This window comes from Ruegeria sp. BJ6 (assembly GCF_056537885.1).
Window position 1 is genome coordinate 142750 of record NZ_JBQFSG010000002.1, and the last position, 13331, is coordinate 156080.

At 60.1% G+C, this 13331-nt stretch carries 13 protein-coding genes; 6 read left to right on the forward strand and 7 right to left on the reverse strand.

The genetic code is table 11. The features are described from left to right. Window position 1: 1 nt before the first annotated feature. From ACR0D6_RS05990 to ACR0D6_RS06000, 3 genes are all read right to left on the reverse strand, one after another. Complete coding sequence (locus tag ACR0D6_RS05990) at window positions 2-1375, reverse strand: L-serine ammonia-lyase (RefSeq protein ID WP_480764833.1); 1374 nt, start codon at window positions 1373-1375, stop codon at window positions 2-4. 1 nt (window position 1376) lies between these two features. Continuing rightward, the gene (locus tag ACR0D6_RS05995; RefSeq protein ID WP_480764834.1) at window positions 1377-2078 is read right to left on the reverse strand and encodes a glutathione S-transferase family protein; all 702 of its coding nucleotides are present in this window, start codon (window positions 2076-2078) and stop codon (window positions 1377-1379) included. Between the two features lie 90 nt (window positions 2079-2168). Further along, entirely contained in the window at window positions 2169-2945 is a 777-nt protein-coding gene (locus ACR0D6_RS06000) for a methyltransferase domain-containing protein (protein ID WP_480764835.1), read from the reverse strand. A 127-nt stretch (window positions 2946-3072) separates the two neighbouring features. Here ACR0D6_RS06000 and rpiA point away from each other — a divergent pair, with 127 nt between their 5' ends. The 6 genes from rpiA to ACR0D6_RS06030 all read left to right on the forward strand — a co-directional run bounded on the left by rpiA (window position 3073) and on the right by ACR0D6_RS06030 (window position 9477). Beyond that, window positions 3073-3861, forward strand: a complete 789-nt coding sequence (gene rpiA, locus ACR0D6_RS06005; protein WP_480764836.1) for a ribose-5-phosphate isomerase RpiA — start codon at window positions 3073-3075, stop codon at window positions 3859-3861. A 287-nt stretch (window positions 3862-4148) separates the two neighbouring features. Next, window positions 4149-5507, forward strand: coding sequence for a glutathione-disulfide reductase (gene gor / locus ACR0D6_RS06010; RefSeq protein ID WP_480764837.1), 1359 nt, complete (start codon window positions 4149-4151; stop codon window positions 5505-5507). Window positions 5508-5591: 84 nt separating this feature from the next. Next, window positions 5592-6746: an FtsH protease activity modulator HflK gene (gene hflK / locus ACR0D6_RS06015; protein ID WP_170651680.1), complete on the forward strand. Its 1155-nt coding sequence runs from the start codon at window positions 5592-5594 to the stop codon at window positions 6744-6746. After that, window positions 6746-7642, forward strand: coding sequence for a protease modulator HflC (gene hflC, locus ACR0D6_RS06020; RefSeq protein WP_480764838.1), 897 nt, complete (start codon window positions 6746-6748; stop codon window positions 7640-7642). Before hflK ends, hflC begins: the two co-directional genes overlap by 1 nt. Then, window positions 7642-7836, forward strand: a complete 195-nt coding sequence (locus ACR0D6_RS06025) for a DUF2065 domain-containing protein (RefSeq protein ID WP_480764839.1) — start codon at window positions 7642-7644, stop codon at window positions 7834-7836. The genes hflC and ACR0D6_RS06025 overlap by 1 nt, the downstream gene beginning before the upstream one ends. Window positions 7837-8037: 201 nt before the next feature. Further along, window positions 8038-9477, forward strand: coding sequence for a DegQ family serine endoprotease (locus tag ACR0D6_RS06030; RefSeq protein ID WP_480765242.1), 1440 nt, complete (start codon window positions 8038-8040; stop codon window positions 9475-9477). A gap of 227 nt (window positions 9478-9704) precedes the next feature. Here ACR0D6_RS06030 and ACR0D6_RS06035 read toward each other — a convergent pair whose 3' ends face one another. The 4 genes from ACR0D6_RS06035 to ftsY form a co-directional block, all read right to left on the reverse strand. Further along, window positions 9705-10373, reverse strand: coding sequence for a Crp/Fnr family transcriptional regulator (locus ACR0D6_RS06035; protein WP_170651683.1), 669 nt, complete (start codon window positions 10371-10373; stop codon window positions 9705-9707). A 133-nt stretch (window positions 10374-10506) separates the two neighbouring features. Next, on the reverse strand, window positions 10507-11112 hold the full coding sequence (locus ACR0D6_RS06040) for an inner membrane-spanning protein YciB (protein WP_480764840.1): 606 nt from the start codon (window positions 11110-11112) through the stop codon (window positions 10507-10509). A gap of 17 nt (window positions 11113-11129) precedes the next feature. Beyond that, a complete protein-coding gene (locus ACR0D6_RS06045) occupies window positions 11130-12032 on the reverse strand; it encodes a DMT family transporter (protein WP_170651685.1) in 903 nt (300 codons plus the stop codon). An 89-nt stretch (window positions 12033-12121) separates the two neighbouring features. Further along, window positions 12122-13276: a signal recognition particle-docking protein FtsY gene (gene ftsY, locus ACR0D6_RS06050; protein WP_480764841.1), complete on the reverse strand. Its 1155-nt coding sequence runs from the start codon at window positions 13274-13276 to the stop codon at window positions 12122-12124. Between the last annotated feature and the right edge of the window lie 55 nt (window positions 13277-13331).

Here is a 13331-nt window from a genome sequence, read left to right on the forward strand (position 1 = left end):
CTCAGCAGTTGGGAACGTTGACCGCCAGACCGCCGAGCGAGGTTTCCTTGTATCTTTCATGCATGTCGTGACCGGTCTGACGCATGGTTTCGATTGCGGAATCGAGCGGTACGAAATGTTGCCCGTCGCCGCGCAGCGCCAGCGATGCGGCCGAGACGGCCTTGATCGCGGCAAGGCCGTTGCGCTCGATGCAGGGCACCTGCACCAGCCCCGCCACAGGATCGCAGGTCATGCCAAGGTGATGCTCAAGCGCGATCTCGGCGGCGTTTTCAACCTGTTCCGGTGTACCCCCCATGACGGCGCAGAGCCCGGCGGCGGCCATGGCCGAAGCGCTGCCGACCTCGGCCTGACATCCGGCTTCGGCCCCCGAGATCGAGGCGTTGTATTTGATCAGGCCGCCAATGGCGGCGGCGGTCAGCAGGAAATCCTCGACATGGCTTTCGGACGCACCGGGAACGTGATCGAGGTAATAGCGCAGAACCGCAGGCATGGTACCCGCCGCGCCATTGGTCGGGGCAGTGACGACCTGACCGCCAGCGGCGTTTTCCTCGTTCACGGCCATGGCGTATACGCTCATCCAGTCGTTGATGGTGTGCGGCGCGTTCAGGTTCATGCCGCGTTCGGCCAGAAGGGCCTCGTGGATGCCCTTAGCGCGGCGGCGGACGTTCAGACCGCCGGGCAGGATGCCGTCGGTGGACAGGCCGCGTTCGATGCAGCCGTTCATCACCTCCCACAGGCGGGCGGTGCCTTTGGCAAAACTGTTGGGACAGCCGCGCGCGATTTCGTTTTCGCGCTTCATCTGGGCAATGCTTTTTCCGCTTTCCTTGGCCATTTCGAGCATCTGCGCGGCGGAGGTGAAGGGGTAGGGTACGGACGGCCCGTCATTGGTGTCCTTGCCCTCGGCCAGTTCTTCCTCGGTCAGGACGAAGCCGCCGCCGACCGAGTAATAGACCTGCCGGAGGATCACGTCGCCCTGTGCGTCGGTGGCCATCAGGATCATGCCGTTGGCGTGGCCGGGCAGTGTCTGTTCGTAATCAAAGATCAGATCGGCCTTGGGATCGAACTTGAGCGTCGGCAGACCTTCGGGTGTAACAGAATGGGTTTCGGCAATCGCCGCCAGCGCCGCCTCGGCCTTGTCGTTGTCATAGGTGTCTGGCACGAACCCGGCGAGGCCAAGGATAGTGGCGCGGTCCGTGGCGTGGCCCACACCAGTAAAGGCCAGCGAGCCGTGCAGCGATCCTTTGAGGCCCGCAAATTCGAAAGGCGAGGCGCGCATCAGGTCAAGAAACCGCGCAGCCGCAACCATCGGCCCCATTGTGTGTGACGAGGAGGGGCCGACGCCCACTTTGAACATATCGAAAACTGAGAGGAACATCTTAGGTTGCTGAGCCTTCTGGAGGGGTGGCGTAGGTGGGCGATGTGAACGGTGTAACCCCGAGCCCCTCGGCGCCTATCGCGGCGCGGGTTGCGGGGCGGGTTTCCAACTGCATCAGGATCTTCTGCAGATATGGGGTGTCGGCAAGCTGATACCAACTGCGGTCCGTCTTTGCCGGATATAATGCCATCCACCGCATCATGCAGGCAAGATACCAGGTCAGAACCGACGGTTCGTCTGCGTTCAGCCACGAGGGTGCGCGTTTGGCCTCGGCTTCCAGCAGTTTGAGGTGTTGCCGCAGCCGGGGCCGGATGCCTGCCCGCAGGGTTTCGGCCTGCGAGGGGTCGATGTATTTTTCGGCATAAAACAGGATGCGCAGATCGGCGTGCAGCGTGTTCGAGGCAAAGAAGAGCCATTTGAGGAACGCCGCGCGCTCGGTGCTGTCCGGCGGTGGGGCCAGTTGCCCGTGCGTGTCCGCCAGCCATAGCAGAATGGCGGCGGTTTCGAATATCGGGCCGTGCTGCGTTTCCAGCACCGGGATAAGACCGTTTGGATTGAGCGCACGATAGGCCGCGCTGTCCTGCTCGTGATTGCGCCGATCCACCAGAACGGTTTCGTAGGGCAGGCCCATCTCTTCCATCGCCAGCCGGATCACCAGCGAGGCGTTGTCAGGGGCGTAATGAAGGCGATAGCGCGTATCCATACCGCCTGTTTAAGGGGCGCGGTCGATTCACAAAGTCTTGATTGCGACGTTTCCAATCGGAAACGCGCATTTTGGGGATATGTTTCGCTGTCAAGGTTTACGGGCAACCCAGATGAAATGAGTGATCGACATGAAAAAACGCCCCTGTTCAGCAAGGCTGTGCTGTTCGTGGGACCATGCGTTGGTTTCTTCTTCGGACATATGGCCGTTCTGTATCGCATAGGCGCTCATCAGTCGCATTATCATCCGAGCTTGACCGTCGGGCCGCAGCGTTGTGTCGCAAAACACCAATGGTTCTACCCTGTCGGCTTCGAAACCGCATTCGCGCAGTTTTTCAGGAAGGATCGCAGGAACACATCGGTCGGCTAGGTGCAGGTCCCAGATTTCGATCATGCGTGACATTCGATCAGGGTGCGCGCTGTGCCAGCACAGCGTGTCCCAGTGCATATCTCCAATGACAAGCCTGCCGCCCGGGCGCAGAACCCGATACAGTTCGCGAAGCGCAGGGCGGGCGTCAGAGAAATACTCGAAAACCTGAAGGGAAACCGCCTTGTCGAATTCATTTTCGGCAAAGGGAAGGTTTTCGGCGGTTCCCTCGATCAGGTCGATTGTGTCGAATTCGGCGCATCGGGCGCGCGCGGCGGACAGCATGTCGTCGCTTGGGTCGAGGCCAATGACCCTGCCACCGGCACCCACAGCACGCGCCAGTTCGATCGACAGCAAGCCGCTGCCGCAACCAAGGTCAAGGATGGTGTCGCCCGGGACCGGCGAGAGCGCCCTTAGATTGGCGGCGCGGCGGCGGGTCACGTCCGCGCCCTGATAGGCGTTATCCAGCAGGCGTGTGGTGGCTTCGTCGAATTGCAGCATGTATTGCCCCCTACGGGAAATGATACCGAATTTTCCGGGTTTCGAGAAGGAAACCCCCCACGGCCCCCTCGCGCAGGGAAGGCAGTTTGCATATAAGGGCACAAATTCTGCTTTCTGCGAGGCTGCCATGACCGGAGAACTGTCCCCCATCGACAAGGCCAAATACGTCAGCGCAAGGCGCGCCGCCGACATGGTCGAAGACGGGATGCGCGTAGGGTTGGGCACCGGATCGACGGCGGCCTGGCTGGTGCGTCGTCTGGGCGAAAGGGTGCGTGACGAAGGGCTACGGATCAGGGGTGTGCCGACATCAACCCGCACGGCACAGCTGGCGCGTGAGGTCGGGATCGAGGTTGTTTCGCTGGATCAGGCAGGATGGCTGGATATCACCATTGATGGCGCGGATGAGTTCGACGGCGAGCTGAACCTGATCAAGGGTGGCGGCGGGGCGCTGTTGCAAGAAAAGATCGTTGCCACCGCCAGCGACATGATGGTGGTGATCGCCGATGCCGGGAAAGAGGTTGAAACGCTGGGAGCGTTCCCGCTGCCGGTCGAGGTGATCCCCTTTGGCTGGCAGACCACGCGATCACTGATCGAGGAAACACTGGATTCGATGGACGTGCTGGGCAGCTCGGCGGCGCTGCGGATGAATGGCGACGCGCCGTTTGTCACCGATGAAGGCAACCACATTCTGGACCTGCATCTGCAACGGATCGGCAATGCACGCCAACTGGCGCTGGTTCTGAACCAGATACCCGGCATCGTGGAAAACGGTCTGTTCATCGACATCTGCGACCGGGTCGTCATCGGCCACGGTGATGGCCGGGTCGAACTGCGCGACATCAATGAAGGCACGATTGAGCTGGACCGGCTGGGAGAGGAAAACAGCGACAACCTGTTTTCGGACCTGAAGGATTGACGCTTGTGTAGTAAGCCGACGTTTTGTCTGCAGGAAGCGCGAGGCAGGCGAATACTTCGCGTGCTTTTTCGTTATGTGGACTAGGGCTTTTGGAATTTCCGTTGAAACGGATACCGCAACGCATATGTGACCAGTTCATCTACGCGCTTCACCAGTATCGGCCGGATTTGCACGCCCCATGGCAGGATCAAATCGATCGCCGGAAGGTACTGGACAGTGGCGCGCGATGAGTTACACCCCTTGCAAGGCCATGTGGCGCTTGCGGAAATATGGAAGAGGCAGGGTAAATGAGCTTTGATTACGATCTGTTCGTCATCGGTGGCGGCTCGGGCGGAGTACGCGCCGCGCGTGTGGCGGCAGGGGAAAACGGGGCCAAGGTGGCGCTGGCCGAAGAAGATCGCTATGGCGGCACTTGCGTAATCCGCGGCTGCGTGCCGAAAAAGCTGATGGTCTTTGCCAGTGAGTATTCCGGAATGGTCGAGGATGCGCAGGCGTATGGCTGGGATGTCAAACCGGGTGCGTTCGACTGGATTGCTTTCCGCGGCAAGCTGCATGCCGAACTGGACCGGCTGGAAGGCGTCTATCGCAACATCCTTAAAAACAACGGCGTCGAGAGCTTTGATCAGCGTGCGCGTCTGGTCGATCCGCATACGGTCGAGCTGGCCGATGGTACCCGCAAGACCGCCAAGCATATCCTGATCGCAACGGGCGGCCGTCCGGTTGTACCAGAGTTTCCGGGCTCGGAACTGGCGATCACCTCGAACGAGATTTTCCATTTGGACAAGTTGCCGGGGTCGATGCTGATCGTTGGCGGTGGTTATATCGCCAGTGAATTCGCGGGCATAATGAACGGTATGGGGGTCGAAACCACCCAATTCTATCGCGGCGCGCAGATTCTGCGCGGTTTCGATGAAGAAGCCCGCGGATTGATCTGTGAGGAGATGCGGCAGAACGGCGTCGATGTTCATCTGGGCACCAACGTGCTGGAGATGGCGAAAGACGGGGACAAAATCCGCGTCAAGGCCACGGATGGTACCGAACGACTGTTCGACGTCGTGATGTATGCCACGGGCCGTTCGCCCAATGCGGACGATCTGGGGCTGGAAGAGATCGGGGTCGAGAGGGGCCGCAAGGGCGAGATCGTCGTGGACGAATACAGCCAGACCGGCGTGCCCTCGATCTATGCTATCGGTGACGTGACTGACCGGGTGAACCTGACCCCGGTTGCGATCCGCGAAGGCATGGCCTTTGTCGAAACCGTGTTCAAATCCAACCCGACCCCGGTTGACCACGAGTTGATCCCGACGGCGATCTTTACGCAGCCGGAAATGGGAACCGTGGGCCTGAGCGAAGAGGACGCGGCGGCGCAGGAGCCGATTGAGGTTTATGCGACCTCATTCAAGCCGATGCAGCAATCCTTTGCCGGACGGTCGCAGCGTGTGCTGATGAAACTGATCGTCAGCAAGGCAACCCGCAAAGTGCTGGGCTGCCATATCGTGGCGCCGGGTGCAGGCGAAATGATCCAGTTGGCCGGAATCGCGGTCAAGATGGGTGCAACCAAGGAAGATTTCGACCGAACAGTGGCCGTTCATCCGGTCATGGCCGAGGAATTGGTTACAATGCGGCAACCTGTACGCAGCGCTTGATTTGCAAGCTGGCGTACACACGTTACAAGTGACTTCGTGATCACGCGGGCCGGAACACCGGTCCAAACAAAGGAAAGACAAAATATGGCGGGCAACAGCGGTGGCCCCTGGGGGGGCGGAGGCTCATCCGGAGGCGGAGGAAATCGGGGAAACAACGGTGACGGGCGACGCCCGCCCGAAGGTGATGGCCCGCAGATCCCCGAGATCGATGAACTGATGAAAAAAGGTCAGGAGCAGTTGCGCGTGCTGATGGGCGGGCGCGGCGGCGGTGGCCGTGGCGGTGACGGCAAGGGTGCTGGCGGCGGTGGTCCGATCTTTACCAAAGGGACCGTGGCGCTGGGCGTTCTGGTGGCCGCTGGCCTGTGGGGCGCAGCAAGCTTTTACACCGTCAAGCCGGAAGAGCAGTCGGTTGAGCTGTTTCTTGGCGAGTTTTCTTCCATCGGCAATCCCGGGCTGAACTTTGCGCCATGGCCGGTGATCACGGCCGAGGTAATCCCGGTTACCCGTGAACAGACCGAAGATATGGGCGGTGCGCGCGGCAGCGATGATGGCCTGATGCTGACCGGCGACGAGAACGTGGTCGATATCGATTATCAGGTCGTATGGAACATCAACGACCCTGCCAAGTTCCTGTTCAACCTGCGCGATCCGCGTCCGACGATCCGGGCCGTGTCTGAATCGGCGATGCGCGAGATTATTGCACAGTCTGAACTGGCGCCGATCCTGAACCGGGATCGTGGTATTATTGCGGACCGTCTGCAGGAACTGATCCAGTCCACGATGGACAGCTATGATTCCGGGATTAACATCGTCCGCGTCAACTTTGACAAGGCTGACCCGCCGCAGGACGTGATCGCCGCCTTCCGCGACGTTCAGGCTGCTGCGCAGGAACGGGATCGTTTGCAGAACGTGGCCGATGCCTATGCCAACCGGGTGCTGGCTGAAGCGCGCGGTGAAGCAGCGCAGATTCTGGAAGAAGCCGAAGCCTATCGCGCCCAGCAGATCAACAGTGCGCAAGGTGAGGCCAGTCGTTTCAGCGCGGTTCTGGAGGAATATACCAAGGCACCGGACGTAACCCGCAAACGTCTGTATCTGGAGCGGATGGAGCAGGTTCTGGGCGATGTGGACAAGATCATTCTGGACGAAAACGCCACCGGAGATGGGCAGGGCGTCGTGCCTTATCTGCCGCTCAATGAATTGCGCCGAAACAGCGAACAAACCGGGCAGGAGAGCAACTGATGCGTAAATCGACTTTTGTTCTGCCGGTCATCGTTCTGGCAATCATCGTTGGCTTGTCCTCGATCTTTATCGTGGATGAACGCGAACGGGCGCTGGTGCTGCAGTTCGGGCGCGTGGTCGCGGTCAAGGAAGACCCCGGTCTGGCGTTCAAGATCCCGCTGATTCAGGAAGTGGTTCGTTATGACGACCGCATTTTGTCAATTGATGTGCAACCGCTGGAGGTCACCCCATTGGATGACCGCCGTCTGGTGGTCGACGCCTTCGCGCGTTACCGGATTTCCGACCTGAACCAGTTCCGTCAGGCCGTTGGCGTCGGCGGTATCCCCGTGGCCGAGGATCGTCTGGATCGCATTCTGCGTGCTGAAACACGCGAGGTGCTGGGTTCGGTTTCGTCCCGCGACATCCTGAGTTCGGACCGGGCGGCGCTGATGCTGCGCATTCGCAACAGCGCGATTGCGGAAGCACGGGCGCTGGGCGTCAACGTGATCGACGTGCGCCTGAAGGCGACCGACCTGCCGCAGGCCAACCTTGAGGCGACGTTTGACCGGATGAAGGCCGAACGTGAACGCGAAGCCACCGACGAACGGGCGCGCGGTAACGAGGCGGCGCAGCGTGTTCGCGCGCAGGCCGACCGGACCGTGGTGGAACTGGTGTCCGATGCACGTCGCGAAGCTGAAATCACTCGCGGTGAGGCCGATGCCGAGCGGAACGCTATCTTCGCCGAAGCCTTCGGCAAGGACCCCGAGTTCTTTGAGTTCTACCGGTCTTTGTCTGCGTATGAGCGTGCGCTGCGCGGCGGTAACAGCTCGATGGTGCTGAGCCCGGATTCCGAGTTCTTCAACTATCTCGGTTCACCGAGTGGCCGGCGGACGCCAGCTGCCGGGGCATCTGAGTAATGGGAATTATCCTTCTGGCCTTCGGGCTGGTACTGATTGTCGAGGGGCTGGCCTATGCGCTGGCCCCTTCGCTTATTGAGCGGATGCTGGAGGCGCTTCGTGCCTTGCCCGAAAGCGCCCGGCGGACCGTTGGTTTGTTGTGCGTGGTCAGCGGTTTCATCCTGCTTTGGGGGGCCTATCAGCTGGGGTTCTGAGAACCGGTTGGTTACGGTGCGCTCAAATGCCGGTGAATTCCCCGCTATCGCGAGTTGCGGGCCGGGCCAAACTGACTACATTGGACCCTAAGAACCGGTTGCCGCAGGCGGCAACCCGATAACAGGTTGGTGACAAGGAGACCCCCAGTGCAAGCAAAGGCACGCAGTATTACCGTTGGGCGGGACGATGCGATCATAAGAATGCGGCTTCTCTGGCTGGCGTTTCTGGGTGTGGTTTTCGTTCTGGTGCAGTCGCTTGCGGCGCAGGCCCGTCCCGAAAGCCTTGCGCCACTGGCGCAAAAGATCAGCCCGGCGGTGGTCAACATCACCACGACGACCCTGATCGAAGGGCAGACCGGGCCGCAGGGCATTGTGCCTGAAGGGTCCCCGTTTGAAGATTTCTTTCGCGAGTTTCAGGATCGCAATGGCGATGACGAAAACCGCCCGCGTCGCAGCAATGCGTTGGGATCGGGGTTCGTGATCTCGGAAGATGGCTATATCGTTACCAACAACCACGTCATCGCCGAGGCGGATGAAATTCTGGTCGAATTCTTTCCCGGCGATGGACAGCCGAAAAAGGAACTGCCTGCCAAAGTGATCGGTACTGATGAAAAAACCGACATCGCCCTGTTGAAGGTCGAGGCGCAAGGTCCTTTGAAATATGTGACTTTCGGCGACAGCGACACCGCCCGCGTCGGAGACTGGGTCATCGCAATGGGCAACCCGCTGGGGCAGGGATTTTCGGTTTCCGCCGGGATCGTGTCCGCTCGAAACAGAGAACTGAGCGGGTCGTATGACGACTACATTCAGACGGACGCGGCGATCAACCGGGGGAACTCGGGCGGGCCGCTGTTCGACATGAATGGCGAAGTGATTGGCGTGAACACTGCGATCCTGTCGCCCAATGGCGGATCGATCGGCATTGGTTTTTCGATGGCGTCCAATGTTGTCGTGAAAGTGGTGGATCAGCTGCGCGAATTTGGCGAAACCCGCCGCGGTTGGCTGGGTGTGCGCATTCAGGATGTGACCGAGGATATGGCCGAGGCGATGGGGCTGGATAAACCCGGCGGCGCGCTGATCAGCGACGTGCCCGATGGTCCGGCAAAAGAGGCCGGACTGGCGGCGGGCGACGTGATTCTCAGCTTTGACGGCGTTGAAGTGAAAGACACGCGCGGTCTGGTGCGGCAGGTAGGCGAGACGACAGTCGGCAAATCGGTGCGCGTCGTTGTGCATCGTGATGGCGGGACGCAGACCATTCTGGTGACGCTGGGCCGTCGCGAGGATGCCGAGCGTCAGGAAAATGGCGAGGACGACGAAGCGCCCAACGAGGCTGAGGATGAGAACAAGACCATTCTGGGTCTCACAATTGCGCCGTTGACCGATGACACTCGCAGTGAACTGGGGCTGGACGCGGATGCCGAAGGTCTGGTCGTCACCAATGTCGATGAGGCGTCCGAGGCCTATGCCAAGGGTCTGCGGTCGGGTGATGTGATCACCGAGGCGGGTCAGCAAAAGGTAACGTCGATCGCGGATCTGGAGACGCGCATGGAAGAAGCCCGCGAAGCCGGTCGCAAGTCGCTGCTGTTGCTGGTGCGTCGCGGCGGGGAACCTCGTTTCGTGGCTCTGAGCCTGGAGGAATAATCACCCTCTGCACGGGATTGGAAAAGGCCGGAGCTGCAGCTCCGGCCTTTTTTGTGGTTCCAGCTAAATTAAAAGAGCCATATGCCGGGGCATATGGCTCTGTTACAGGGAGAGGCCAGTCGGACAGATATCGGGGATGATCATCCAGCCTCAGTCGGTAACCTCAATCAAGTTAGCAGCACCGGCACGATACGTCTGTGAAGCGGATCACAGGTGTGGGAATAGGCTCAGATCAGGTCTGAATCCGCCAGTTCCCGCAGAGCCTCAAAGTCATGGATGGCAAGCCCCCCGCGCGAGACCTCGACCACGTCATCGCGTCGCCAGCTGGACAGCGTCTTCGAAACCGCTTCGCGCGTTGCACCCACAAACTCGGCCAATTCGCTTTGGGACAGCATGATCCGGCCAGCCTGATCGTCCTGCAACTGGGCCAGATACAGCAACTTGCGCGCCAATCTGACGGGCATGGGTAGAAAGACTTGTTCGTTTAGCTGCGCGCCCATCCACCGCATCCTCAGGCCGGCCAGACGGATCAGATCGCCGGCAAGTTCCGGGTGGTCCTGAATCTGAGCCATCACATCGGTCCTGCGCACGCGCAGGACACGCGAAGGTTTCGCCGCCGAGACGGTGGCCGTGCGCGGGCCGTTGTCAAACAGGGCGATTTCGCCAAACACTTCGCCGGGGCGCATCAGGACCAGTGACAGCTTGCGTCCGCTCATGGCGAGAAAAGACACTTCCAGTGTGCCCGTGAGAATGGCGTAAAGCGCATCCCCTTCATCCCCTTGTTCGAACAGAATTTCCCCTTGTTGCAATACGATTTCGGATGCCTGGGCTGAAAGCATGGCTTTCAGTCTTTCCGAGGCTTCCGACAGAAATCCGGTGTCGGGAAATGTCGTCATTCGGGGTATGGTGCTCCTGCGGCGGTGGGTGGTGGTCCCATTTTCCACAGCTTGGCGGCTAAACCAAGGAAATTGTCAGGCATTTTCCTAAACTTGATGTAAGCGTTAGGGCAGCTGATCTGGCGAAGCTGGGTTACTGGTGGTCCGGGTCATCCATGTAGCTTTGCAGCATGTTGAACTGCAGCATCAGAAATACCATGAGCGCGAGTGGAAAACCAAAGGTCTCGATCTTGACCCACAGATCGGTGGACATCGTGCGCCAAACCAATTCGTTGGCTGCAGCCAGCACCGCAAAGCAGGCGCAAAGGCGGCGGGTCAGGATCATCCAGCCCTCGTGGCGCATGGGGAGCATCTCTTCGAGAACGTAGGCGAGATAGGATTTTCCCTGAAGCAGACCGATGCCCAGAATGGCCGAGAAGAAGCCATAGACAAGCGTCGTTTTCATTTTGAAGAACCGCTCGTCGTTGAACCAGGCGGTGAGACCGCCAAAGAAGATCACCATGAAAGCGGTGAATATCTGCATCTTGCTGAGTTTGCCGGTAAGAAACCACAGGATACCCATTGCCGCCAGCATAAGTGGTACGAACAGGATGGTGGCGACGATAAAGCCTGAATATTCGATGCCGCCGATCAGGAAACTGTCGTCCCTCAGGCGCAGGTAGATAAAGAAGAAGGCCAGCGGGGGGCCAAGCTCCAGCACCTGTTTGAGGAATGGGTTGATGTCTTTCTTGTCGGTCATTGAGTCCATCCTGCTGCTCATCCCCCCATTTCAACTATTACCGCGCCCAATGCAATCAATGCCATCAGTGCGATTCGCCTTGGGCCGACCGTTTCTTTCAGTACCAGCCAGCCGATCAGGGCGGCAAACACGGTTGATGTTTCGCGCAGAACCGCTGCTTCGCCCACCTTGTCGAGGCGTGTGGCTAGCATAATGGCGCCGAACGACATGAATGCGACGATACCACCCGAGATGCCCCGTACCATCAACGGTCCAGGCGTGGGCGGGTTGATCATGGCGCGCCATCTGAGGAATGCGTAGAACGGCAGCACAGCACCATCGATCATGAAGAACCATGCCAAAAAGGTGAAGGGATCCGCCGTGGCGCGAATGCCGTAGGCGTCGTAGGTCGTATAGAGCGCAACGAAGAGGCCGGTTGAAAACGCCAGTGCCAGCGCAATGCCAAGCGTGTCACGGTTGGTTTCCAGATAACGTAAATTATAGGCGGCAAGCCCGAAAATCCCGGTCAGCAGGACCGCGACGCCCAGCCACTGGGTAGTCGAGAACACCTCGCCGAACAGCAGATAGGCCCCGATCACGGTGAAGAGCGGACCAGTGCCGCGCACCACAGGGTAGACAACCGTATATGACCCCTTGGTATAGGCCATCGCCTGCAGGATTTTGTAGAGGATGTGGATGGCCCATGCGGTTGCGAAAATCGGCCACATATGGGGTTCGGGCCAGGGCACGACAAACAGGGCAAACGGCGCGGCCATCAGGCTGTACGAGGCATCGATCGCACCGCGCGACAGCCATGGGTCGTGTCGGCCCTTTTGCAGGGCGCCGAATACGGCGTGCAGAAAGGCAGCCATCAGTGCAAGGCCGAGCGCCAGCCTGTGCCCGGCCTCGGTACCTTCGAGGGAGATCAACCAGTCGCTCACGATGCGGCCTTTCGCGGGGTGGAGAAAATGCGGGGCTGTCTGCCCTTCACACCCCCCCGAGAGTATTTGAGGCCAGATGAAGGTTCGGATCAGGTTGGCTCCAGGCCTGTCAGGGCGGCGGCGAATTCTTCGGGGTCGAATGGGGCGAGGTCGTCGATCTGTTCGCCGACGCCAATCGCATGGATGGGCAGGCCGAACTTGTCTGCCAGAGCAACCAGAACGCCACCCTTGGCGGTGCCGTCCAGTTTGGTCATCACCAGACCCGAGACGTCAGCAAGGTTGCGGAAGGTTTCGACCTGACTGAGGGCGTTCTGCCCGGTGGTCGCGTCGAGGACCAGAAGGGTATTGTGGGGGGCGGTGTCGTCCTTTTTGCGGATGACGCGGACAATCTTGGCCAGTTCCTCCATCAGGTCGGCACGGTTTTGCAGGCGGCCGGCAGTGTCGATCATCAGCAGATCGGCGCCGTCTTCCTGCGCTTTGGTCAGCGCGTCGAATGCCAGAGAGGCGGGGTCGGACCCTTCGGGTGCGGTCAGGACGGGGACACCTGCGCGTTCGCCCCAGACCTGAAGCTGTTCCACGGCGGCGGCGCGAAAGGTGTCGCCAGCGGCAATGACGACCTTTTTGCCTGCGGATTTGAACTGGCTGGCCAGCTTGCCGATGGTGGTGGTTTTGCCCGAGCCGTTGACGCCGACGACAAGGACCACCTGAGGGCGTTTGGGATAGATGGGCATGGGGCGGGCTACGGGTTCCATCACGCGGGCCACTTCCTGCGCGAGAAGCTGTTTGATCTCACGGGTCGAGAGTTTTCTGCCAAGGCGGCCCTCGGCCATGTTGGCGGTGACACGCAGGGCAGTATCGACGCCCATGTCCGAAGCGATCAGCAACTCTTCGAGTTGTTCAAGCATGTCATCGTCCAGCGTGCGGCGGATAACCGTGCTGCTATCACCGCGGCTGAACAGGCGGCCCAGTAACCCCTTGGATTGCGGGCTGTCCGGGATTTCCGTCGGTGCGGGCGCCGGCGTGGGATCGGTCGGTTCTGGCGACGGGGTTTCGACCGGCTGTGGGGCGGGCGCGGGTTCGGGAACTTCGGGGACGGGCTGCGGCTCTGGCTCCGGTTCGGGGATCACCGGGTCCGGGGTGGGGGCTGTTTCTTCGCCGCCGTCTTCGACGATGGCTTCGAGCCCCTGTTCGAGGCGCGAAGAGGATTTGAAAAGCCGGTCCTTGAGCTTTGAGAAAAACGCCATGTCTGGTCTCCGCAGGTGTTATCCCCACCTAATGCGGAATTGCGGCAGTTGCAAA

Coding starts and splice junctions, on each gene's coding strand:
- ACR0D6_RS06040 (WP_480764840.1), bottom strand. CDS start 11,112: ATGACCGACAAGAAAGACATCAACCCATTCCTCAAACAGGTGCTGGAG.
- ACR0D6_RS06030 (WP_480765242.1), top strand. CDS start 8,038: ATGCGGCTTCTCTGGCTGGCGTTTCTGGGTGTGGTTTTCGTTCTGGTG.
- gor (WP_480764837.1), top strand. CDS start 4,149: ATGAGCTTTGATTACGATCTGTTCGTCATCGGTGGCGGCTCGGGCGGA.
- hflK (WP_170651680.1), top strand. CDS start 5,592: ATGGCGGGCAACAGCGGTGGCCCCTGGGGGGGCGGAGGCTCATCCGGA.
- ACR0D6_RS06025 (WP_480764839.1), top strand. CDS start 7,642: ATGGGAATTATCCTTCTGGCCTTCGGGCTGGTACTGATTGTCGAGGGG.
- hflC (WP_480764838.1), top strand. CDS start 6,746: ATGCGTAAATCGACTTTTGTTCTGCCGGTCATCGTTCTGGCAATCATC.
- ACR0D6_RS06000 (WP_480764835.1), bottom strand. CDS start 2,945: ATGCTGCAATTCGACGAAGCCACCACACGCCTGCTGGATAACGCCTAT.
- ftsY (WP_480764841.1), bottom strand. CDS start 13,276: ATGGCGTTTTTCTCAAAGCTCAAGGACCGGCTTTTCAAATCCTCTTCG.
- ACR0D6_RS05990 (WP_480764833.1), bottom strand. CDS start 1,375: ATGTTCCTCTCAGTTTTCGATATGTTCAAAGTGGGCGTCGGCCCCTCC.
- ACR0D6_RS06035 (WP_170651683.1), bottom strand. CDS start 10,373: ATGACGACATTTCCCGACACCGGATTTCTGTCGGAAGCCTCGGAAAGA.
- ACR0D6_RS05995 (WP_480764834.1), bottom strand. CDS start 2,078: ATGGATACGCGCTATCGCCTTCATTACGCCCCTGACAACGCCTCGCTG.
- rpiA (WP_480764836.1), top strand. CDS start 3,073: ATGACCGGAGAACTGTCCCCCATCGACAAGGCCAAATACGTCAGCGCA.